The organism is Brevibacterium casei CIP 102111, assembly GCF_900169275.1.
GTDB classification, from domain to species: Bacteria; Actinomycetota; Actinomycetes; order Actinomycetales; family Brevibacteriaceae; genus Brevibacterium; species Brevibacterium casei.
Genome location: NZ_FXZC01000005.1, coordinates 193,511 through 215,501 on the forward strand (window position 1 = coordinate 193,511; position 21,991 = coordinate 215,501).

The 21,991-nt window shown below is 70.0% G+C and carries 18 protein-coding genes; 12 read left to right on the forward strand and 6 right to left on the reverse strand.

The genetic code is table 11. From position 1 onward, the window contains the following. Positions 1 to 11: 11 nt before the first annotated feature. Complete coding sequence (locus BC102111_RS13095; RefSeq protein ID WP_095375688.1) at positions 12 to 599, forward strand: DUF5998 family protein; 588 nt, start codon at positions 12 to 14, stop codon at positions 597 to 599. After that, complete coding sequence (locus tag BC102111_RS13100; RefSeq protein WP_101624558.1) at positions 599 to 1,777, forward strand: alkaline phosphatase family protein; 1,179 nt, start codon at positions 599 to 601, stop codon at positions 1,775 to 1,777. The genes BC102111_RS13095 and BC102111_RS13100 overlap by 1 nt, the downstream gene beginning before the upstream one ends. Positions 1,778 to 1,819: 42 nt before the next feature. Here BC102111_RS13100 and BC102111_RS13105 read toward each other — a convergent pair whose 3' ends face one another. Next, on the reverse strand, positions 1,820 to 2,314 hold the full coding sequence (locus BC102111_RS13105; RefSeq protein ID WP_009374813.1) for a GtrA family protein: 495 nt from the start codon (positions 2,312 to 2,314) through the stop codon (positions 1,820 to 1,822). Between the two features lie 143 nt (positions 2,315 to 2,457). Here BC102111_RS13105 and BC102111_RS13110 point away from each other — a divergent pair, with 143 nt between their 5' ends. The 6 genes from BC102111_RS13110 to manA all read left to right on the forward strand — a co-directional run bounded on the left by BC102111_RS13110 (position 2,458) and on the right by manA (position 11,808). Beyond that, the gene (locus BC102111_RS13110) at positions 2,458 to 3,627 is read left to right on the forward strand and encodes a 5-(carboxyamino)imidazole ribonucleotide synthase (protein WP_101624559.1); all 1,170 of its coding nucleotides are present in this window, start codon (positions 2,458 to 2,460) and stop codon (positions 3,625 to 3,627) included. Position 3,628: 1 nt separating this feature from the next. After that, positions 3,629 to 4,168 carry a 5-(carboxyamino)imidazole ribonucleotide mutase gene (gene purE / locus BC102111_RS13115; RefSeq protein WP_101624560.1) on the forward strand — a complete coding sequence of 180 codons (540 nt, stop codon included), beginning with the start codon at positions 3,629 to 3,631 and terminating at the stop codon, positions 4,166 to 4,168. A 36-nt stretch (positions 4,169 to 4,204) separates the two neighbouring features. After that, positions 4,205 to 5,353, forward strand: a complete 1,149-nt coding sequence (locus tag BC102111_RS13120) for an acyl-CoA dehydrogenase family protein (protein WP_009374816.1) — start codon at positions 4,205 to 4,207, stop codon at positions 5,351 to 5,353. Between the two features lie 252 nt (positions 5,354 to 5,605). Further along, complete coding sequence (locus BC102111_RS13125) at positions 5,606 to 7,105, forward strand: LCP family protein (protein WP_095375693.1); 1,500 nt, start codon at positions 5,606 to 5,608, stop codon at positions 7,103 to 7,105. Between the two features lie 359 nt (positions 7,106 to 7,464). Then, positions 7,465 to 10,062 carry an NlpC/P60 family protein gene (locus BC102111_RS13130; protein ID WP_095375694.1) on the forward strand — a complete coding sequence of 866 codons (2,598 nt, stop codon included), beginning with the start codon at positions 7,465 to 7,467 and terminating at the stop codon, positions 10,060 to 10,062. A gap of 429 nt (positions 10,063 to 10,491) precedes the next feature. Continuing rightward, positions 10,492 to 11,808, forward strand: coding sequence for a mannose-6-phosphate isomerase, class I (gene manA, locus BC102111_RS13135; protein ID WP_095375695.1), 1,317 nt, complete (start codon positions 10,492 to 10,494; stop codon positions 11,806 to 11,808). Positions 11,809 to 12,258: 450 nt separating this feature from the next. Here manA and BC102111_RS13140 read toward each other — a convergent pair whose 3' ends face one another. The 4 genes from BC102111_RS13140 to BC102111_RS13155 all read right to left on the reverse strand — a co-directional run bounded on the left by BC102111_RS13140 (position 12,259) and on the right by BC102111_RS13155 (position 15,659). Further along, positions 12,259 to 12,924: a CoA transferase subunit B gene (locus tag BC102111_RS13140; RefSeq protein WP_009374820.1), complete on the reverse strand. Its 666-nt coding sequence runs from the start codon at positions 12,922 to 12,924 to the stop codon at positions 12,259 to 12,261. A gap of 11 nt (positions 12,925 to 12,935) precedes the next feature. After that, positions 12,936 to 13,718: a CoA transferase subunit A gene (locus tag BC102111_RS13145; RefSeq protein ID WP_040340918.1), complete on the reverse strand. Its 783-nt coding sequence runs from the start codon at positions 13,716 to 13,718 to the stop codon at positions 12,936 to 12,938. Further along, on the reverse strand, positions 13,706 to 14,260 hold the full coding sequence (locus BC102111_RS13150; protein ID WP_232252567.1) for a hypothetical protein: 555 nt from the start codon (positions 14,258 to 14,260) through the stop codon (positions 13,706 to 13,708). Before BC102111_RS13150 ends, BC102111_RS13145 begins: the two co-directional genes overlap by 13 nt. A 271-nt stretch (positions 14,261 to 14,531) precedes the next feature. Beyond that, the gene (locus BC102111_RS13155; RefSeq protein WP_232252568.1) at positions 14,532 to 15,659 is read right to left on the reverse strand and encodes a coenzyme F420-0:L-glutamate ligase; all 1,128 of its coding nucleotides are present in this window, start codon (positions 15,657 to 15,659) and stop codon (positions 14,532 to 14,534) included. Positions 15,660 to 15,977: 318 nt separating this feature from the next. Between BC102111_RS13155 and BC102111_RS18260 the strand changes: the two genes are divergently transcribed. From BC102111_RS18260 to BC102111_RS13170, 3 genes are read left to right on the forward strand one after another with little or no spacing between them, the layout of a single operon-like run. Beyond that, positions 15,978 to 16,418, forward strand: a complete 441-nt coding sequence (locus BC102111_RS18260) for a WhiB family transcriptional regulator (protein ID WP_269447355.1) — start codon at positions 15,978 to 15,980, stop codon at positions 16,416 to 16,418. Continuing rightward, positions 16,415 to 19,681 carry a glycosyl transferase family 2 gene (locus BC102111_RS13165; protein ID WP_009374825.1) on the forward strand — a complete coding sequence of 1,089 codons (3,267 nt, stop codon included), beginning with the start codon at positions 16,415 to 16,417 and terminating at the stop codon, positions 19,679 to 19,681. Before BC102111_RS18260 ends, BC102111_RS13165 begins: the two co-directional genes overlap by 4 nt. Then, positions 19,678 to 21,135 carry a DUF5719 family protein gene (locus BC102111_RS13170; protein WP_101624563.1) on the forward strand — a complete coding sequence of 486 codons (1,458 nt, stop codon included), beginning with the start codon at positions 19,678 to 19,680 and terminating at the stop codon, positions 21,133 to 21,135. Before BC102111_RS13165 ends, BC102111_RS13170 begins: the two co-directional genes overlap by 4 nt. A 10-nt stretch (positions 21,136 to 21,145) precedes the next feature. Here BC102111_RS13170 and BC102111_RS13175 read toward each other — a convergent pair whose 3' ends face one another. Next, positions 21,146 to 21,508, reverse strand: a complete 363-nt coding sequence (locus BC102111_RS13175) for a metallopeptidase family protein (RefSeq protein ID WP_009374829.1) — start codon at positions 21,506 to 21,508, stop codon at positions 21,146 to 21,148. A 90-nt stretch (positions 21,509 to 21,598) separates the two neighbouring features. Here BC102111_RS13175 and BC102111_RS13180 point away from each other — a divergent pair, with 90 nt between their 5' ends. Next, entirely contained in the window at positions 21,599 to 21,961 is a 363-nt protein-coding gene (locus BC102111_RS13180) for a DUF3499 family protein (RefSeq protein WP_257957740.1), read from the forward strand. The last annotated feature ends 30 nt before the right edge of the window (positions 21,962 to 21,991 follow it).

Genomic DNA, 21,991 nt, shown 5'->3' on the forward strand with positions numbered 1-21,991 from the left:
CAATGGAGTCCATGGCATTACCCGAAGTCCTCGTCCGCGACCTCCAGTCGGCCGGATACTATCCGCAGCTCACCCAGGGCATCCTCGCCGACTCCCTCTTCGGCGAGCCGGTGCTCAGCCACTTCGTCCACATCGACACGCACGTCGACATCGAGTCGATCCACCGTCATGTCACCGCCTTCGTCCTCACGGAGACGAGGCTGCTGCTCGCCCACGTCGACGACGACCCGGCAGCGGCTCCCGGCGGGAGAGCCAGGGCGGTGACGAGCAGCGAGGACATCGAACTCGAACGACTCGGCACCGTCATGGTCGGGCGCACCTTCACCGACCCCGCCTCCTACGCTCCCGGCGATGCTCCCGTCGAGGTCTCGCTCACCCTCTCGTGGGGTGCCGCCCGCCGCATCGAGGCCTTCCCCGAGACGTGCGGGGACCCCGACTGCATGGGCGATCACGGCTACGGCGGGTCGACGTTCGCCGAGGACGTCGTCCTCCGCGTCTCCGCCGAAGCCGAAGGGCAGGCGGCCGTCGACCGGATCGCGGCCTTCGCCGACCGGCTGCGTCAGGCCGTCTTCCACGCCCGCCTCCGAGCGCGTCGCTGATGACCGCCCCCGACACCGACGGCGTCGACCTCTCGACCCTGCTCGGTCCTCCCGACTATGCGGGGCCGCTGCTCTCCGACGTCGTCCCCGCCGCGTCGCTCGCCCTCGGTGCCGGTCACATCCTCGATGAGACCGCCGGCAGGCGGGCCGAGGGGCTCGGCCTCGACCGGGAGGCGCGCACCGTCGTCGTCGTCCTCGTCGACGGGCTCGGCGAGGAGCTGCTCAGCCGCAACAGCGGCTACACCCCCTTCTTCCGGTCGCTCGCCTCGACCAGGCGGCCGATCTCGACGGGATTCCCATCGACGACGGCGAACTCCCTGTCCTCGCTCGCCACCGGTCGTCTGCCCGGAGCCCACGGAGTCGTCGGCTACCGTCTGCTCGACCCCTCCCGCGACGCCGTGTTCAACCAGCTCACGTGGGACCTCGACGTCGACCCGCTCACGTGGGTGCCCGATGCGACGCTCTTCGAACGCCTCGAGGGCGCCGGCGTCGACGTCGTCAGCCTCGGCGAGGCGAAGTTCGCCGGGCGCGGCCTCAACCGCGCCTCCCTGCGCGGGGGACGCTTCCGTGCGTCGAAGACGCTCGAGGAGCGCACCGCGCAGGCGCTGGCCGAGGTCAGGGCGCCGGGCACCCGACTCGTCTACCTCTACTGGGGCAACCTCGACAAGACCGGGCACGTGAGCGGATCGAACTCGGCGAACTGGAGCGAGGAGCTCGAACGCATCGACGGCGCGCTCTCCCGTCTCGCCCAGGACCTGCCCCACGATTCGGCGCTCGTCGTCACCGCCGACCACGGCATGGTCGACATCGACCATGATCGTCGCCTCGACCTCGTCGACGCCCCCGACCTCAAGGCGGGGCTGCGCCACCTCGGCGGGGAGCCCAGGGCCCTCCATCTCTACGCGCAGCCCGGCGCCGAGGCCGACGTCGCGGCCGCCTGGACCGAGACCCTGGGCGACCGGGCCCTCGTCCTCCCGCGCGCCGAGGCGATCGCCCGCGGCTACTTCGGACCCGTCGATCCGCGGGTGCTCGGCCGCATCGGCGACGTCATCGCCGTGTGCACCGACGGCTTCGCCGTCGTCGACTCGCAGACCGAGTCCGCCTCGGCGCTCGCCCTCATCGGACACCACGGAGCGACGACGGACGCCGAACTGCGGATCCCGCTCCTCGTGGTGTGAGCGCTGCCTTCCGGGGGAGTGCGCCCGCGACGGTCACCGCTGTCACCGTCGGGCAGGGACGTCGACGCACGGCTCGTCGACCGAGGACCCGCCGACGACGACCTCCCGCCTCGGCGAGGAGGTGCCGGGGACGCGGAAGAGCACGCGGGAGTACATGACGTAGCGGAAGACGTTGCCCAGCAGCACGCCGACGACGTTGCCGGAGATGTTGTCGGCCAACGGCGAGGTCAGGCCCATGACGTAGTGGCTGATGATCAGGCACAGTCCGGCGATGCCGAGGCCTGCGGCGTTGACGGCGAAGAAGCCGATGGCCTCGCGCCACGGTCGGCTCGTGCGGCCGTCGCGGAACGTCCAGTGCCTCGAACCCAGCCAGCTCACCGTCGTCGCCGCGGCGACCGAGACGACCTTGGGGATGAGCGGGCCGATGTCGGTGGTGAAGAGGACGAGGTTGAAGACGGCGAGGTCGACGAGGAACGCGAGGGCCCCGACGGCGGTGAACTTCGCGAGGCGGGAGAGCTCGGCGCGGGTGCGGCCCACGGTGCCCTCCTGTCCCCTGACGCGCGGCTTCGACGAGGTCCATCGTACGACAGCGCCGATGTGGCCCGGCTGGGAGCCGCCGCTAGGATGGGTGCGTGACTTTTCCAACCATCGGCGTCATCGGCGGAGGCCAGCTGGCCCGCATGCTCGCCCCCGCAGCAGAGGCCCTCGGAGTCCGCTTCGCCGTCCTCGCAGAGACCGCCGACTCCCCGGCGGCCCAGGTCATCCACGACGTCGTCGTCGGCGACTACACGGACTTTGCGACGCTCAAGGCCTTCGCCGAGACCGTCGACGTCCTCACCTTCGACCACGAGCACGTCCCGCCCGAGCACCTCGAGGCCCTCGTCGCCGCCGGACACGCGGTTCGGCCCGGCCCGCAGGCCCTCATCTTCGCCCAGGACAAGATCCTCATGCGCCGGCGCATGGACGAGCTCGGACTGCCCAACCCGCGGTGGGCGGAGATCACCTCGACCGCCGATGCCGAGGCCTTCGCCGCCGAGGTCGGGTATCCGTTCATCGCCAAGACCCCGCGCGGGGGCTACGACGGCAAGGGCGTGCGTGTCATCACCGATTCCGCCGAGGTGGCCGATTGGCTGAGCGATGTCCCCGTCCTCCTCGCCGAGGAGAAGGTCGACTTCACCCGGGAGCTCGCCGTCATGGTCGGACGGTCCCCGATGGGCCAGACCGCCGTGTGGCCGGTCGTCGAGACCTGGCAGCAGGACGGGGTGTGCAAGGAGGCCATCGCCCCGGCCCCGGGACTGCCGGAGGAGAAGGCGCGCGCCATCACCGAGGCGGTCCTCACCGTCGCCGGCGCCCTCGACGTCACCGGGGTGATGGCGATGGAGATGTTCGAGACCCCTGAGGGCTTCCTCATCAACGAATTCGCCATGCGCCCGCACAACACCGGTCACTGGACCCAGGACGGGTCGGTGACGAGCCAGTTCGAGCAGCACCTGCGCGCCGTCCTCGACCTGCCCCTCGGCAGCCCCGCGGCCCGCGAGGACGTCTCGGTCATGGTCAACATCCTCGGCGCCGAGCACGAGGACCTCTACCGGCCCTACCTCCACGTCATGGCCCACGATCCCGCGGTCAAGGTCCACCTCTACGGCAAGGGCGTGCGTCCGGGCCGCAAGGTCGGCCACGTCAACGCCTACGGTTCCGATCGCGAGCTCGTCCTCGCCCGGGCCAGGCATGCCGCGGACTTCATCGCCGGCGTCGACCCGAACCCCCATCCCGAGATGCCCGCACCCGCGGGAGTCCCCGCGACCGCACCCGCACGCTCCGGCGCTGCGGACCCCGACGAAAGGGCCTGACATGGAAGCTGCAGACGAGACGAGCACCGGGACAGCCGCCTCGGCGAGGCCCCCGGTCGGGATCGTCATGGGATCCGACTCGGACTGGCCGACGATGCGGGAGGCCGCCGAGGCGCTGAGCGAACTCGGCATCGACTCCACCGCCGAGGTGGTCTCCGCCCACCGGATGCCCGAGGACATGGTCGAGTGGGCGAAGACCGCCGCCGACCGGGGACTGCGGGTGATCATCGCCGGGGCCGGGGGAGCGGCCCACCTGCCGGGCATGATCGCCTCGATGACGTCCCTGCCGGTCATCGGCGTGCCCGTGCCGCTGAAGTACCTCGACGGGATGGACTCTCTGCTCTCGATCGTCCAGATGCCCGGCGGCGTGCCCGTGGCCACGGTCTCGATCGGCGGAGCGAAGAACGCGGGCCTGCTCGCCGCCCGCATCCTCGGCGCCGGGACCGACGAGGAGGCGGCGCGGATCCGCTCCCGCCTCGACGAGCATCGGGCCCGTCTGCGTCAGGTCGCCCTCGACAAAGGGGCGGCACTCGGGCAATAATTGTTGACTGAACGATCGATCAGTCAAAGGAGCACGATGTTCGACCTCTACCAGCCCAGTGAAGAGCACGAAGAGATCCGCCAGGCGGTGCGTGACGTCGTCGAGAAGCGGATCACCCCCTTCGCCGCCGAGGTCGACGCCGAATCCCGGTACCCCCAGGAAGCCCACGACGCGCTCGTCGAGACCGACTTCTTCGCCGCGCACATCCCCGAGGAGTACGGGGGAGTCGGGGCCGACGCCCTGGCCGTGGCGATCATCATCGAGGAGGTCGCCCGCGGCTGTGCGTCCTCCTCCCTCATCCCGGCCGTCAACAAGCTCGGGAGCATGCCCGTCCAGCTCGGGGGAGACGCGGCGATCAAGGAGAAGTACCTCGCACCCGTCGCCCGCGGAGAGGCCGGCTTCTCCTACGGGCTCTCCGAACGCGAAGCCGGCTCCGACACCGCGTCGATGAAGACCCGCGCGACCCGTGACGGGGACGACTGGATCCTCAACGGGGTGAAGACCTGGATCACGAACGCCGGGGTCTCCGAGTACTACACGGTCATGGCCGTCACCGACCCCGATGGGGCTAGGGGCCGCAACATCTCCGCCTTCGTCGTCGAGAAGTCCGACGAGGGGTTCACCTTCGGGGAGAAGGAGCGCAAGCTCGGCATCAAGGGATCGCCCACGCGCGAACTCCTCTTCGACAACGTCCGCCTGCCCGGGGACCGGATCGTCGGCGAACCCGGCGAGGGTCTCAAGATCGCGCTGCGCACCCTCGACCACACGCGGGTGACGATCGCCGCGCAGGCCGTCGGCATCGCGCAGGGAGCGCTTGACTACGCGCTGAACTACGTCAAGGAGCGCCAGCAGTTCGGCAAGCGCATCGCCGACTTCCAGGCCATCCAGTTCATGCTCGCCGACATGGGCATGAAGCTCGAGGCCGCCCGTCAGCTCACCTACACCGCGGCGGCGAAGAGCGAACGCGGTGACGCCGACCTCACGTACTTCGGGGCCGCGGCGAAGGCCTTCGCCTCCGATGCCGCGATGGAGATCACCACCGACGCCGTCCAGCTCCTCGGCGGTGCCGGCTACGTCGTCGACCACCCCGTCGAGCGGATGATGCGCGATGCGAAGATCACGCAGATCTACGAAGGCACGAACCAGATCCAGCGCCTCGTCATGGGCCGCCAGCTCCTCGGCTGAGGCCTCCGGCGACTCCACGGCCGTTCCCACCGCATTCGCGGCGGGAACGGCCGTCTGCGTGTCCGGGGGCAGAGGTGTGGGGGAGAACACGGTGTGATCGGCGACATGCGAGGCGCGCAGGTGCGGGCTTCGGCCTCTGCCACGCGCCACAATGGAGGGACACAGAGGACTCGGACGTTGGTTTGGCACGATTGATGCCTGGGCGTCGGTGCGCCCGAAGTCAGTCAGCGAGCAAGAGGCAGAGGTGAGGCAGTGGCCGAGACGAAGTACATCGACCCGATCCGCTTCCCGTCGTACGCCTCACAGCCGACCAGGGACCTGCGGGCGTGGCTGCTGCTCCTCGTCTCCGTCCTCCTTCCCGGTGGCGTCCAGCTGCTCTTCCGTGCCCGCCGGTGGGCGAAGATCTCGCTGTCGATCACGGCGATCAGCTGGCTGCTCGTCATCATCGCCGTCGTCGCCATCCTCATCAATCGCACATTCGCGTTCACGATCGGCACGAACCCGTACATCCTCACCTTCCTCACCATCTGGGTGCCGGTCGTCGGGCTCAACTGGGTCGTCTGCCTCTTCGACACCGTCCGCCGCATCCGCCTGGTCACCCTGTCGAAGAAGGCGCGCACTCGATTCCTCGGCGCATTCTGCGCCCTCCTCCTCGTCGTCGTCGGACCGCTGGCGTGGGGCACGAACATCCTCAACAGCCAGCGCGGGCTCGTCAGCGACCTCTTCGCCTCGGGCAAGGCCGCGAAACCCGTCGACGGGCGCTACAACATCCTTCTCCTCGGCTCGGACGCCGGCAAGGGCCGCACGGGCATCCGACCCGATTCGCTCTCCCTCGTCTCGATCGACGCCGAGACCGGCAAGACCGTCATCATCGGACTGCCGCGCAACATGCAGAACGTCCCCTTCCCCGAGGATTCGCCGCTCAACGCGGTCTACCCGCAGGGCTTCAACTGCGGCAGCGAATGCCTCCTCAATGCCGTGTTCCAGCAGGGGGAGAAGTACAAGGAGAAGTTCCCCGACCCGAAGCGCGCCGGGGAGCAGGCGACGATGGACGCCGTCTCAGCCGTCACCGGCCTCGAGGTCCAGTACTACGCCATGGTCAACCTCAAGGGCTTCGAGAACCTCATCGACTCCCTCGGTGGGATCACCCTGGTCTCGGGCAAGCGGGTGCCGATCTCCTCGAAGGTGAATAAGGCCACGGGCAAGCACGGCCCGGTCAAGGGCTGGATCGAACCGGGCAAGCAGAAGCTCGACGGCTACCACGCGCTCTGGTTCGCCCGCTCCCGCGAGTTCTCCAGCGACTACGAGCGGATGATCCGCCAGCGCTGCGTCCAGGAGGCCATGGTCAAGCAGCTCGACCCGGCGACCGTGCTCACGCGGTACCAGGACATCGCCGCGGCCACCCCCGGAGCGGTGTCGACGGACATCCCGTCCTCACAGGTCGACATGTTCGTCGACCTTGCCCTCAAGGTGAAGAGTCAGAAGATCGAGTCGCTTGACCTCACTCCGCCGCGCGTGACACCATCACAACCGGACTTCGCCGAGGCGCGACGCCTCGTTGCGAACGCGATCGAGAAAGCCTCCACGGACGCTGAGAAGCAGGACAGCGCCCTCTCGGCGCCGACAGGTGTCGCTGCGGGCGTCTCCGCCGGCATTGACGTCGACGCCTCCGCCGGTCGCGAACTCGCCGCCTCAGCCAGCCCTGACAAGGGCGGAGACGAGGACGCGCGCGCCATCTGCTACGTCCCGTAAAGGGTGCGGAAGAGGGGCTGATCCCCGGTCGAGGATGACCGGAGAGGGACCCCGCGAAAAAACTTTCGCTCGGTGTGTCGCCTGAGAACACTGGGAACCACACCGGTGTAATTATGTTCATTCGTTATTTGGCTAGTCTGACACGCCGGAAATGTGTAACAATTTTGAGATGTTGGGGTTGCCCACCGTACTGCCGACGGTGAAGCCGACCCCGAGGCCTGAACTTCCCTGACTTCCTCGAAAAGGCTGTAACGATGAAATACATACTGCCCACTGTCGCGGGCTGCGCTTCAGTCGCTCTCGTCGGCACCTTAGCGGTCACGGCTCCGACTGCCTTTGCTGCAACCGTCGAGCCGGAAGTGACCCAACAGGCGCTCAAGGTGAGCGAGGACGGACTCAACGTCCCCGGCGCACGCGACTCCAGCGATTCCGCTGCCTCCGTCGCCAACCAGAGCGCGTCGAGCAACCTTCCCAACGTCTTCAAGTCGCAGACGGCACTCGCCGCCACCCAGGTGCCCGCCACGGTCGGCACCGGTGCGTCGGCGGCGACGGCAGCCGTCACCCCCACCTCGGCGGGGCTGACCTCACCTGAGGGCTCGAGCGAACCCCCGGCCCCGGCCGAGGCCGAGCAGGGCGAGAAGACCGAGGAGACGGCACCTGCCGAGGGCACGGCCCCCACCGACGGGTCGACCCCGACGGAGAAGGCCGACGACGACGGCGATATCTCCGGGTCGGTCCGTCAGCAGACCGAGGACGGCGTCAACATCGCCCTCATCTCCGATGTCCTCGACGTTCCGTCGAAGAACCCCAGCCTCGTCGGGGTCACCTTCTCGAACGCGCCGTCGAGCATCCGCATCCAGGTCCGCGTCAAGAGCGACTCCGGTTGGGGGAACTGGCAGACGCTCGACGAGGAGAAGCAGGAGGAGGCGAAGAACGAGGGCTCCGAACCCTTCACGGTCAACCGTGCGGCAGGCGTCCAGATGCGCATCCTCGGCGAGAAGGCTCCCAGCGATGCCGAACTCGTCCTCGTCGACCCGAAGCGCTCGTCCGCGGACGCCGAGGCGGTCGCCGAGAACGCACCCGTCCAGATCGACCCGCAGAGCGCGCAGCCGGCCACCGGCGGTGACTCCGCTGCGACCGAGACCGGTGCGGGCAGCGCCGGCGACGCCGCCGAGGCGACGACCGTCTCCGCCGGCGGAGCGGCGACCGTGACGACGCAGAACTACGTCCCCGGCTCGTCCTCGGTGTCCACCGTCGCGAAGTCGGCGAAGGTCCCGCGGCCCGACATTGCCTCCCGCAAGTCGTGGGGCGCCAAGCCCTACAAGGGCAGCCCTGACTACGCGAGCGGCATCAAGCAGGCCGTCGTCCACCACACCTCGGGATCGAACAGCTACTCCGCCGAGGACGTGCCGGCGATCATCCGCGGCATCCAGTCCTTCCACCAGAAGGGACGCGGCTGGTCCGACATCGGATACAACGTCGTCGCCGACAAGTACGGCCGCCTGTGGCAGGCCCGCGACGGCAAGCTCGAGAAGGCCGTCATCGGCGCCCACGTCGCCGGACACAACTCCGGCACGTTCGGCATCTCGGTCCTCGGCACGTACAACGGCTCGGCCCCGCCGAAGAAGACCCGTGACGCTGTGGCCGCCGCCATCGCGTGGAAGTTCTCGCTCAACGGGCTGACCGCGAGCAAGTCGACCCTCGTCGGCCACCGCGACCTCGGCAGCACCGACTGCCCGGGCGATGCGTTCTACGCGAAGCTCGGAGAGATCCGCAGCACCGTCAACTCGATCCTCAAGTCCGGCGACCTGCCCTCGGACGAGAAGACCGAGTCGCCTAAGCCCAAGCCGAAGCCGAAGACCGCGATCGAGGACTACGCGGAGAAGAACAACCTCGGCAAGGCCACGAGCGGTGAGTTCGATGTCAAGGGCATCGCAGGCGCCAAGGGACGCAACTACGAGAAGGGCGTCGTCTACTGGTCCAAGAAGACCGGCGCCTACCACGTCAAGGGCGCCATCCGGGGAGCGTTCAGCGGCGATGTCGTCCAGACGATCGGACTGCCGACGGGCAACGAGCGCGGCGGGCTGAAGAACGGGGGAGCGTACCAGACCTTCTCCAAGGGCTCGATCCACTGGTCGCCCAAGACCGGGGCGAGGTACACGACCGGCGTGCTCCAGGGCTACTGGAAGGCCAAGGGGTACGAGCGCGGGCACCTCGGCTACCCGAAGTCGAACCCCACCTACAAGGACGGCCGTGGGGAGCAGCTGTTCGAAGGGGCGAAGCTCGTCTGGGCCGAGGGCTACGGCACGACGGAGTTCTCTCCCAACGGGACCATCTCGGGTGGAGTCGTCGATGAGAATGCCTCGGGCGACAGCTCCCCTCCGGGGGACAGCGCCGCCGATGGCGGTTCGGGTGCAGACTCCGGGGAAGGTGCTGCAGCCGGCAACGACGACAAGGATTCGAAGGACAACAAGGACTCCAAGGACTCGAAGGACTCCAAGGACGACAAGGGATCGAAGGACTCCAAGGATTCCAAGGACGACAAGGGATCGAAGGACTCCAAGGACGGCAAGAAGGACAAGCCGTCCAAGGAGGAGAAGATCCAGGCGCAGCGCAACGCCATCATCAAGGACGCGAAGTCCTACCTCGGGGTCAAGTACGTCTGGGGCGGCACCACGCCGAAGGGATGGGACTGCTCGGGCTTCACCCAGTACGTCTACGGCAAGAACGGCATCAAGCTGCCGCGCACGACGAGTCAGCAGCGCAACGCCGGCAAGGTCATCTCGATCAAGGACGCCAAGCCCGGCGACCTCATCTGGATCCCCGGTCACATCGGAATCATCTCCGAGACCAAGGGCCAGATGTACGATGCCGGCTCGACCCGGACGAACACCGCCAAGCGCAGCTACGAGTGGATGCTCGGCCGCGGCGCCAAGGTCATCCGCGTCGTCGGCTGAGGCTCAGCCGCCGGGAAGTCAGTGAAGCGGGCCCCGCAGCACGATCGTGCTGCGGGGCCCGCTCGCATCCGCCCACGGTGACTCTCGTCAACTGCGCTCCGGCACCTCACGACTGCTCGGGCCAAGATGAGGCAGTCCGACGGCTGGGGCGGCCGACCACCTCGGCGGGGCCACGGGGCCACCTCGGCGGGGCGAGGGTGACGGGGCCGCGTCGGCGGGGCGAAGGTGGCGGGTCGACCATCTCGGCGGGGAACTGCCACAGCACCTGAGGCGAACCCCCTTGCCGGCAACCTGTCCTGTGGTGAACTCTTGATGTACAGGACTGAACAGGAGATGAAGTCACAGCGTCTTCGCCGGAAAGCGGGGCGGGCGCACGCTACGGTTGAGTGATAGGCACCAGCGGGCGAGAGAGAGAAAGGGGCGGAGCCTGTGCGACGGCTGACCAACACGGTGAAGAACTTCGACTGGGGAACCCCGGACGCGATCCCCGCGATCCTCGGCACCGTCCCGGACGGAACGCCGTGCGCGGAGCTGTGGCTCGGTGCGCATCCGCTCAGCCCGTCCCGCCTCGAACTCGCCGCCGGCAGCGGTCGGCACGCATCGTCGGGCTACGGGCGGGTCGGCTCGAGTTCGTCGGTCGACGTTCGGGCGGAAGGGCGGACCGACCTCGGACCCAACCTCATCGAATACATCGCCGGCGATCCCGAAGGCCTGCTGGGACGGGACTCGCTCGAGACCTTCGGCCCGCGCCTGCCGTTCCTCCTCAAGGTCCTCTCGGCCGAGCGTGCGCTCTCGATCCAGGTCCACCCCACCCCTGCCCAGGCCGCAGAGGGCTTCGCGCGCGAAGAGGAGACGGGTCCCGACCTCGACGCGCCCGACCGCAACTACAAGGACGCCTCTGCCAAGCCCGAGCTCATCTACGCGCTCACCGAATTCCACGCCCTCTCCGGGTTCCGTCCCCGCAAAGCTGTGCGGGCGACGTTCGAACGCTTCCTCTCGCTGTCGCTGAGCGTCTCCGCGCTCGACTTCCTCGGGGAGATCCTCTCCTCCCTCAAGGGACTGAGCGAGACCAAAGCGTTTGCCCGGACGGTCGAGCGTCTCCTCGGCGACGGGCGGGCGCCGCAGCTCGTCACCGAGATCGCCGACCAGGACTTCGCGACGCCGCCGCGCGGCCACGCCTCGCAGATCGGCACCGCCGTCGACCCGATGCAGACGTTCCGCGAACTCGTCGCCGACTACCCTGGCGACCCCGGGGTGCTCGTGGCCCTCATGCTCTGCCGCGTCCACCTCCAGCCCGGAGAGGCGCTGGCCATGGACTCGGGAATCCTCCACGCCTACCTCGGCGGCACCGGCATCGAGATCATGGCCTCGAGTGACAACGTGCTCCGTGGGGGACTGACGACCAAGCACGTCGACATCCCCGAGCTCACGCGCATCGCCTCGTTCGCTGCGAGCGCACCGACGCTGCTCGAACCCGACCGCGACGGCGTGCTCACCGGCGCGACCGAGGACTTCGCCCTCCAGGCGCTGCGCTGCCCCCGACTCAAGCGCATCGAGCGCCGAGGCGCGGCGATCGCCCTGTGCACCTCCGGCACCATCACCCTGACCTCGGTCGGCGCGTCGACGACGCTGACCCGCGGCCAGAGCGTGTTCATCGGCGCGAACGAGCCCGCGGTCACCGCCGACGGGCACGGCGACCTCTTCGTCGCGACCACAGGCCTCGACCCGGCGCTGCCCTTCGCCTGAGCAGCGTCCCTCTCGTCTGAGCATCGTTCGCTCAGCGCCCCAGCGGTTCGCGGCCGGTCCAGCGCGCATCCCTCACCCCAAGCGTCTCGTCCTACGTGTGCGAGGGGAGGATCTGCGGCTGCGAGTGCGGTGTATGCGACTGCCGGTTGTCTGTGACGCTCCCGGGATGCGTCGCGCCTTCGGGTGAGGATTGCGCGTGCGGGGATGAATTGCGCGCGTGGGGATGATGATCGCCCAAAGGTAGGAATTGCGCGCAGGTGGATGTTTCGCGCCTACAGGGATGTCTCGCGGCACCACCCGAGCTGAGCCTCTGCACAGAAACGAGTCGAGGACGCTCAGTGTCGATTCTGCAATCAGAAATCGACACTGAGCGTCCTCGAAACGGCGTAGGGGACCAGCGCCGCTCAGCCGCAGCGCCGCTCAGCCGCAGCGCCGCTCAGCCGCGCGGGCTCAGACGTTGGGGACGTCGACGGTGGGGATCTCGCCGTCGACGATCACCTCGGCGCCGGTCTTCTCCTTGACCTCCTCGACGGTGACTCCGGGGGCGAGCTCGACGAGGGTGAAGGCGTTCCCGCTGACGTCGAGCACGGCGAGGTCGGTGATGATGCGCTCGACGACGCCTTTGCCGGTCAGCGGCAGGTCGCAGACCTCGAGGAGCTTGTGGGAGCCGTCCTTGGCGACGTGGTCCATGACGACGATGACGCGCTTGGCACCGTGGACCAAGTCCATCGCCCCGCCCATGCCCTTGACCATCTTGCCCGGGATCATCCAGTTGGCGATGTCGCCGTTGACGGCGACCTGCATCGCGCCGAGGATCGCCGCGTCGATCTTGCCGCCGCGGATCATCCCGAAGCTCGCCGCCGAATCGAAGTACGAGGCGCCGGGCAGCATCGTCACGGTCTCCTTGCCCGCGTTGATGAGATCGGGGTCGACTTCGTCCTCGGTCGGGTAGGGTCCGACGCCGAGGAGGCCGTTCTCCGACTGGAGGACGAGGTGGACGTCGTCGGGAACGTAGTTCGGCACAAGTGTGGGCATGCCGATGCCGAGGTTGACGTAGCTGCCGTCGGCGAGCTCCTGCGCCGCACGCGCGGCCATCTGGTTGCGGGTCAGTGACATAGGGGCTCTCCTCAGGCGCTTTCAGGGGTGGGGCGCAGGGTGCGCTTCTCGATCGGCTTGTCGGCGACCTGCTCGGGGGTGAGCGGGACGACCCGGTGGACGAAGACGCCGGGGACGTGGACCTGGTCCGGGTCGATCTCACCGGGTTCGACGAGCTTCTCGACCTCGGCGATCGTGATCCGTCCCGCCTGCGCGGCCGGGGGATTGAAGTTGCGGGCCGAGGAGTGGAAGACGAGATTGCCGTGCCGATCGCCGATCGCCGCCCGCACGAGTGCGTAGTCGGGGGCGAGCGACTCCTCGAGGACGTACTGCTGCTCCTCCCCGAACGTGTCGAAGACGCGCGTGTCCTTGGCCGGGGACTCCTTGATGACGTTGCCCTCGGAGTCGTACTTCCACGGCATGCCGCCCTCGGCGACCTGGGTGCCGGCGCCGGTGACCGTGTAGAAGGCGGGGATCCCCGCGCCCCCGGCCCGCAGCTTCTCCGCGAGCGTGCCCTGCGGGGTGAGCTCGACCTCGAGCTCACCGGAGAGGTACTGCCGGGCGAACTCCTTGTTCTCCCCGACGTAGGAGGCGATGATCCGGCGCAGCCGGTGATCGGCGAGGAGGACGCCGAGTCCGCGGCCGTCGACGCCCGCGTTGTTGGAGATCACCTCGAGGTCGGTCGTTCCCTGGTCCCGGATCGCGCGGATGAGGAATTCGGGGACTCCGACGACCCCGAAACCGCCCACGGCGATCGACGATCCATCGGCAATATCGGCCACCGCTTCTGCGGGCGTGTCAACTACTTTGTCCATGAGCCCAGTCTGCCACGGACCTCCCCGAGGGTTCCCGCGAGGTCCGTGATGTGGGCCTCATCCACGCCTGTGGCCAGGAGCGTCTCACCCCCGCCGAGGAGGTGGCCGAGGAACTCCGGCCACTGCCCGGCCAGCGGGGTCGAGTGGGAGACGAGGATCCCCGCGGGCCGACCGGTCCCCGCCTCCTCGGCCTCGGCCCAGGCGACCTCCGTCGGCTCGGCACCGGGGCCGGCGACGACGAGGACGCCGGAGCGGTCGAGCCGCCCCGAGGTCACGTCGGGGTAGGCGCGGATCGCGGAGTTGACGTCGATGAGATCGGCGTCGACGGGGGTGCTCAGGGCCAGCGCGGGAGGGTTGAAGACGAAGATCTCCTCCGCCGAGGCGATCGCCGGGTCCGATTCGACGCCCGCGGCGACGAAGGCGTGGAAGTCCCCATCGGGCACGATCGCCGGGTCGATCGCCGGCGGTCCCTCGGCGGCCTCCTGGTTGCCGGCTGCCTGGCCGGGCCCGCCGAGGACGACACGGCCGCCGCCGAGGAGCACGCTGAGGATCGCGACGAGCTCACGCCAGTGGAGACCGGCCGGCGAGGGGACGAAAAGCGTGAAGTCGGGACCGAGGTCGTAGTCGCCGAAGAGGCCGACTCCCTTGTGGACCCAGTTGGCGATGACCGGGCCGGTGAGGTCGAGGCGGTCGTATTCGGGGCCGCGCCAGAGGAGGACGGGACCGCCGGTGCGGCTGAGGCGGGAGAGGACCAGGGAACCTGCTTTCGTCGCTGGGAGGGACTGTGTCGCTGGGAGGGACTGTGTCGGAGGCTCAGGGAGTGAGGAGTCCGATGTCGATGATCACGCCGCGGGGGAAGGCTCCGAGCTCCCCGTCGGCCCACTGCCACTTCGTCGTCGCCGAGAGGTCCTCGGCGAAGAGCGCGGTGTGCATCCGTTCGACGAGGGAGCCGAGTCCGACCATCGCCTCGAGGATCGGCGGCCCGTCGGCCTGCGTCACCGCCGGGGAGTCCGAGGGGCTCATGACGATCCGCGACCCCGAGCCCTCGATGCGCATCCGCCACGCCGCGTGTCCAGGCGTCCGGGAGATCCCGCCGCGGACGACGCGCACGGCCCGTGAGACCCGCTCGAGGATGTCGTCGCCGCCGTCGCCGGCCGCTGGGCGCCCGGGCACGGTCTCGACCCCGAGACCCCGTTGGATCGCCTCGACGTGGCCGTAGCGGAACCAGTCCTCGGCGCGGTCGCGGCACAGTGCGCTCGCACCGTCGCCGCCGTTGTCGAGATAGCCGCCGGCTCCGCGCACGAGCGCCATCGGCAGACCCCTGGCCGCCCCCTTGACGAGGTCGGCGGCCGCGGCGATCTCGTCGGCGACGGCGCGCACGGTCACCGACTGCAGCCGTCCGTCGTCATCGGGCAGACCGCGCTGGTCGTCGAGGCCCGAGAAGCCGGAGAGGCCGAGCGCGATGTCGCCGACGCCCACCCGCCACGGCCGCGAGGTCGTGTCGGAGACGACGACCCCGATGCGCACGGCGAAGGCCTCCTCGACACGCGAGCGCAGCTCGTCGGCCGAGCGGTCGGCATCGAGCGGGTGGAGGACGACGTCGCCTCCGGAGTTCGACTGGTCGAGGCCGGCAGCGGCCTGGACGGTGCCCGTTCGGGTCCGCACCACCTGGACGGTCGTGCCCGAGGCGTAGCTGCGCTCGGCGACGAGGTGGGTCGAGGAGCGGGCGACGAGCTCCTCGAACTCGGTGCGGTCGGCCACGCTCGCCAGCCGTCCGGCCGCCTTCGAGACGACCTTCGAGGCGATGACGAGGATGTCACCGTCCTTGAGGTCGATGCGGTTGCGGCGCAGGCTGGTGACGAGGATCGCCGCGAGGTCCGATCCCGGGCGGATGTCCTCGTCGACCGGCGGGGCGTAGACCGTGAGCAGTCTGTCGTTCATGCCCGCCCTCGCTCCGGTTCCGTGGCTCATCCCTCCATATTCCCATCCCTGCCGAACGAATCCGAAATTCTCACAGAATCCCCGTCGCGACACCACGGATAGTGGGGCGGGGGCCTCACCGCACCATATGTTGTGTCGGGGGCGCGTGTGCATGTGAAGGTGTGTTCGAATACGGTCACCGGGGCCGCCCCGATACTCCAAGAGGGCTTGACTCGACAGTAATGACACGCGTGTAATTTATACCTAAGGGGAACGCGCTTAGCACGAATTCTCGGATTCGGAAGGCACAACACGCTGAGCGTGAGAAAGGGGAACATCGTGCAGAGCGCACAGAGAAAGAGGCTCGAACAGGAGGAGCACTCCGCGATACCGGGAGTGACCTCCCGCAGCGCCGGCGACTGGTTCGTCGAACCCGGCGCCAGGACACCGGACACGCTGCCGGACCCGCTGGCCATCGACCCGAACGATCTCACACCGCTTCCCGTCGACGATACCGCAGTGTCACCGCTGTCGCTGCTCCTCGGCGCCGCCGGAGACGGAGAGCTCTCGTGGCAGGACCAGGCGCTGTGCGCCCAGACCGATCCCGAGGCCTTCTTCCCGGAGAAGGGCGGCTCGACACGTGAGGCCAAGCGGGTCTGCGAGTCCTGCGAGGTCCGCTCCGAATGCCTCGAGTACGCCCTGGCCAACGACGAACGGTTTGGGATCTGGGGCGGCATGTCCGAGCGCGAACGCCGCCGACTCAAGAAGCGAGTCGTGTGAGGCCTGCTGTCACTGTCGTCGTCTCCGGCGACGACTCCCGCCGTGCCGAGCTCGAGACGGCTCTGCACCGGATCCACCCCGAGATCCCCGTCGTCGATCTCGGGGGGCTCACCGTCACCGAGGCGCTCGCCCTGCCGGCCGTCTCGGGCAGCGAGTACCTGTGGTTCCTCACTCCTGACTCCCGGCCCGAGCCGGGCTGCCTCGACGAACTCGTCGAGGCGATCAGCGCCACCGAATCGATCGCCGCCGTCGGCCCCAAGCTCATGGCGTCGGACCGGATCGTCTCCGCGGGCGTGACGACCACCTCGGCGGGGGAGCGGGTCAACCCCGTGGGCACCGGCGAGGTCGACCAGGGCCAGCGCGACGGCGTCGGCGAGACCCTCGCCCTCGACCTGCCCGGCATGCTCATCGCCACCGCCGAACTCTCCCGGGTCGGGGCGCCGAGTCGGGTGCTCGGCCCCGCCTACCGCGGGATCGAATTCTCGCGCCGCTTCCGCGACCTCGGCAAACGCGTCGTCGTCGCCCCCCGTGCCCGGCTCGAGGTCTCCGCCGCCGAGGCGGCCCAACTCGGGTCCTCTGCCCGCCCGCCGCGCTCGTCGGGCCAGATCCGCTCCGAACAGCGGTACCGTCTCAGCCTCGCTCGTCCCGGTCTGCCGGCGCTCGTCCTCGGCCTCGCGCTCACCCGGATCGGCCGTGCCCTCCTCGCCCTCCTCGGCAACGACCCGCGCACCGCCCGCTGGCACTTCTCCGCGCTCCTCGGCCTGCCCTCCGATGTCCGCGCGACCGGACGTCTGCGGAGGGCGAACGGCAAGCGCGGTCGCCTCGGCAGGCGGGCGAACAGCGCGCACCTCTCGGCGCTCTACGCCGACTCCGACGAGCTCGCCGTCCAACGCCGCAGCATGGTCGAGGGCACCGCCTCCGGCGTCGGCGTCGACGACGTGCGCGACGAGGCCGATCTCCACCAGGTCGGCGACACCGAAGAGGCCATCGACTCGTTCTCCCGCCTCGAGGTGAGCGGGGGAGCCGGCATCTTCACCCACCCGCTCACGTACCTCATCCTCGTCTCCGGCGTGCTCTCCGGCATCGTCTCGCACCGCCTCTTCGGTCCCGGCCACCTCGTCGGCGGCGCGCTCGGCTCGACCGACGTCGGCTACGGCGAGCTCATCGCCCGCCTCCTCGGAGGCAGGCTCGACGTCGGCACCGGGACAGACGTCCCCGCCGATCCGCTCCAGCTCGTCCTCGCCGTCCTCGGTCTGCCCTTCCTCGGCGACCTCGACCTCACGGTCCGCGTGCTCATCCTGCTCGCCCCCGTCGGCGCCGCGATCGCCGCCTACGCCGCAGCCGGAATGCTCGTCCACGGTCGCTGGGTGCGGGGACTCGCAGGTCTCCTCTGGGTCACAGCCCCGCTCTTCCTCACCGGACTGTCCGCCGGTCGCCTCGGCGTCATCGTCGTCTGGATCGCCGCCCCGCTCTTCGTCATCGCTCTCACCCGCAGCCTGCGCACCGGGTCGGTCTCCGCCGCCGCAGGAGCCGGGCTCCTCCTCTTCGTCCTCATCGCCGGCAGCCCGCTCCTGCTCGTCATCGGCCTCGTGCTCACCGTCGTCCTCCTCGCCACCCGGCAGGGGCTGCGCCACCTCTGGCTGCTCGCCCCCACGCTCGTGCTCGCATGGCCGTGGCTCCTCGGCGTCATCACCGAGCCGGGCACCCTGCTCGTCACGCCGGGCCAGACGCTCGCCCCGGGCGCGCCACCGACCTACCTGCTCGCCGTCGGCTTCCCCGCCCCGCTCGACCTGGGCTGGCTCGGTGCCGCGGCCGACGCCCTCGGCCTCAGCTCGGCTGCTGCGGCGACCGTGGGTCTGTGGGCTCCGGCTGTCGTCGTGCCCATGCTCGTCCTCGCCTTCCTCACGCTCATCGAGGCCCGCATCCCCCTGCCGGTCCTCACGTGGACGGTCGGGCTCTACCTCGCCGGGCTCGCCCTGGCCACCCTTCAGGTCCACCTCCCCGCGCAGGTCGGGCCCTTCGCCCTCATCGGGTCCTACCCTGCGGCCGGTCTGACGCTGACGAGCCTCGGGGCCATCGCTCTGCTCGCCCTCGGCGCCGACCGTCTCGCCGCCGGCTCCCGGGGGCGGTCACGGGCGCCGATGCGCGTGCTCACCGGACTCGTCGTCCTCGCCGCCCTCGGCTTCGCGATGCTCGGCGTCGGACCCGCCTTCACCTCGAACGACACCGTCGCCACCGCCGAGCACGGGACCGTCCCGGCCCTGGCCGCCGACCGCGGGGCCGGAGACACCGAGGCGCGCACCCTGCGCCTCGACGCCGTCGACGGCGAGGTCATCGCCACCCTCATCTCAACCGCGGACGGCACCGCTCTCGGCACCTCGACGGTGCTCTCCGCCGAGGCGGTCGGCGGCCCTCCGGGGCAGCGTCGCCCGCTGCCGATCGGCGAGGACAAGGTCCTCATCGCCCAGGCCGCGGCCGCCCTGTCCGCCGACGACGCCGGTGACGTCCGCGACCTCCTCGGCCGCCTCGGCGTCGACTTCGTCCTCGTCGGTTCGGGAGAGGACGGACTGCGCAGCTCCGTGGCCGCAGCCACCGGACTCGTCGAGGTCGGTCCGACCGAGACGGGCACCCTCTGGCAGGTCGACAAGCCCTACAGCGGACGCTTCCTCATCGCCGAGCCCGATGGGACGCTGTCCACGGCACCGATCGTCGACGGACGGATCGAAGTCCCGGCGGGCGCCGAGGGACGCACGCTCATCGTCGCTGAGAACGCCCCCGACCTCGAGGCCGCCATCGGCGATCAGACCCTGCCGCGGCCGGCCGAGCCGAGCGCGGCATGGGATGCGGAGTTCTCGCTGCCCGCCGCCGGGGGCACCGTCGACCTCGACGAGGGATCCCCACTGGTCAGCGCCGGTGTCATCGCCGGATGGGTGCTCGGTCTCGTCTGCCTCATCGTCGCCTTGCCGATCGGCACCCGCCGCACGGGAGGCCACCGCCCGCGGGCGGGCGGTCGAGGAGGCGAGGCCCGCTCCAGCGATCGGGACGGGCAGACGCGCGACGAAGAGACGCGCGACGAAGAGGCGCACGACGGAGGGACTCTGTCACAGGCGGAGACCGGCGGCACCGACACCGGCCGAGCAGGCGACCCCGACGCAGCCGAGACCGCGGACTCCTCGGACGCCGGGCGGCCCGCCGACTCGGAGGAGCGCCCGAACCGCAGCGCTGCCACCCACTCGCGGACACTGACGAGGGAGAGGCCATGAAGCTCAGCCGCAGCATCGTCACCTTCGCGGCGATCGCCGTTCCCGGCGTCATCGTCGCCACCACCTCGTTCCTCGCCCCGATCACCTCGGGCACCCTCGACCGCAGCCCGGAGCAGGTGCGGATGCCCACGGCCGACACCAGGGTGATCTGCCCGGGACCCCTGCTCACCGACAAAGCCGCCGAAGGCACCGATGCGGAGTTCGTCGACGACTCGAACGTGAGCACCCGCGTCCTCGCCGCCTCGGCGCCGATCAGCGCCGCCGACGGCTCGGTCTCGGCCGCCCGACTGCGGGTCGCCGACCTCGGGGGCGGCCCGGACTTCGACCAGCCCGCCTCGGCGGGATTCGTCTCCGGCGACGACCCGGTGGCGGGCACGAAGATCGTCACCGGCTTCGCACGCCCGGGAGCGCCCGCATTGACGACGGCTCTCGAGACCGTCGAAGGCACCTCGGGCGACCTCGCGGGCCTGGCGACGCTCACGTGTGCGGAACCGGCCTCGAACTTCCGGATCCTCGCCGGCTCCGGCCAGCCGGGCTCGAACTCGCAGCTGCTGCTGAGCAACCCCGGCTCCGCGCCCGTCCAAGCCCGCGTGCAGATGATGACGGCCGCCGGCGCCCGGGGAGAGCCGACGGAGCTGAGCATCCGCGCCGGATCCCAGCGGGCCGTGCGCCTGGCCGGGCTCGCCGCCGGGGCCGAGGAGCTCGCCGTCGACGTCTCCGTCGACGGGGGAGTGCTCGCCGGCTCCGTCCAGGAGACGAAACTCGACGGCCTCACCCCGCAGGGCATCGACCTCGCCGCCGCAGGGGCCGGGGCGGACTCCGAACAGGTCCTCACCGGCATGAGCGGCAAGAGCGTGCGGGTGCGCGTGGCGAACCCGAGCGACGACCTCGCCGAGGTCGACCTCAAGGCCTACGGTCCCGACGGGGAGATCGACCTCCCGCGCTCCTCGCTCACCGTCGTCGCCCAGGGTGTGGCCGAAGCCGATCTCGGGGAGCTCGACGCCGCGAGCATCGTCGTCTCCTCGGACCGGACCGTCCAGGCCTCGGGGATCGTCGCGACGAACGACGACAGCGGCAAGGGGGACTTCGCGACGCTGAGCGCGACCGACGACCTCGCCGAGACCCAGCTCATGGCGCTGCCGCGCACCGGTTCGGCAGAGCTCTTCCTCTCACCCGGACAGGGTCAGGTGCAGGTGGCGGGGATGCGCGACGACGGCTCCCTCACCGACCCCCGCACCGTCGACCTCGAGGAGTCGACGACGACGAGACTCAACCCGGCCGAGATCTCCCCGGATGCCGTCCGCGCCCTCGTCATCGGGGCAGCGAACGCCTCCGGCACGGTGACCGGCGGTGTGCATGCGAGCCTCCTTGTCACCTCGGACACCGGGGTCTCGGCGGTCATGCCCGCGCCCGCCCCCGCCGGCGTCGCCTACCGCGACATCCGGCTCCGCTGACGCGGTCCGCTCACGCTCCGCGGAGCAGGTCGACCTGATCGGCGAGCACCTCGGCGATGAGGCTCTCCCTGCTGCCGCCGAGGCTGTGGTACTCGATCGGGCGACGGTAGAGGACGATGTGGGTCCGCCGGTGCGGGGTCGCAGGGAACACCCGCCCGAAGCTCGGCTCATCCGACCCCGCCGGAGGCACCGCGTCGACGGCGAGGACGACGTCGGCGAGCAGCTCAGGGTCCCTGGCCCGGTGCCGGGCGAACTCCTCGGCGGCGAGGCGGGCGAAGCTCTGCGCCCGCGTCTCGCGTGCGGGCACGTCGGCGCGGTGGAGCGGGGAGCGCAGTCCCCGGCCGTGGCGATCCCGTCTGCGGCGCGTGCTCATAGCCCGTCATTCTACCGAGGCGATCCCATCGGCTCGCACCCGGCGGCGCCTGCCCGGAACGGACGGGGCCAGCGTGTAGAGTTCAGTACTGTGTCAGCCTTGCGTACGTGCTCGAAAGTCAGCTGCTCGCGCAGCGCCACCGCGACCATGACCTATGTCCACGCGGACGCCTGCGTCGTCATCGGTCCCCTCGCCCGGCGCGCCGAACCCGGCGCCCACGACCTGTGCGCCGACCACGCCGCGAGGCTCACCCCGCCGGTGGACTGGCAGCTCATCCGCATCGGGACGGGTGAGGAACCGCCCGAGCGCACCCACGACGACCTCCTCGCGATCGCCGACGCCGTCCGCGAAGCGGCGGGAACGACGACACCGCGCCCCGACGGTCCGACCCCTGTCGACGAGCCCGCCCCCGCCGTTCGCAAGCACGGCCACCTGCGCATCATCGGCCCCTGAGCCTCTCCGCGCACGAACCGAAGGACCCCC

Excerpts from the sequence above, each read along its gene's own strand:
- BC102111_RS13095 (WP_095375688.1), top strand. The coding sequence starts at position 12 with ATGGCATTACCCGAAGTCCTCGTCCGCGACCTCCAGTCGGCCGGATAC.
- BC102111_RS13100 (WP_101624558.1), top strand. The coding sequence starts at position 599 with ATGACCGCCCCCGACACCGACGGCGTCGACCTCTCGACCCTGCTCGGT.
- BC102111_RS13110 (WP_101624559.1), top strand. The coding sequence starts at position 2,458 with ATGCTCGCCCCCGCAGCAGAGGCCCTCGGAGTCCGCTTCGCCGTCCTC.
- purE (WP_101624560.1), top strand. The coding sequence starts at position 3,629 with ATGGAAGCTGCAGACGAGACGAGCACCGGGACAGCCGCCTCGGCGAGG.
- BC102111_RS13120 (WP_009374816.1), top strand. The coding sequence starts at position 4,205 with ATGTTCGACCTCTACCAGCCCAGTGAAGAGCACGAAGAGATCCGCCAG.
- BC102111_RS13140 (WP_009374820.1), bottom strand. The coding sequence starts at position 12,924 with ATGTCACTGACCCGCAACCAGATGGCCGCGCGTGCGGCGCAGGAGCTC.
- BC102111_RS13145 (WP_040340918.1), bottom strand. The coding sequence starts at position 13,718 with ATGGACAAAGTAGTTGACACGCCCGCAGAAGCGGTGGCCGATATTGCC.
- BC102111_RS13155 (WP_232252568.1), bottom strand. The coding sequence starts at position 15,659 with ATGAACGACAGACTGCTCACGGTCTACGCCCCGCCGGTCGACGAGGAC.
- BC102111_RS13170 (WP_101624563.1), top strand. The coding sequence starts at position 19,678 with ATGAAGCTCAGCCGCAGCATCGTCACCTTCGCGGCGATCGCCGTTCCC.
- BC102111_RS13175 (WP_009374829.1), bottom strand. The coding sequence starts at position 21,508 with ATGAGCACGCGCCGCAGACGGGATCGCCACGGCCGGGGACTGCGCTCC.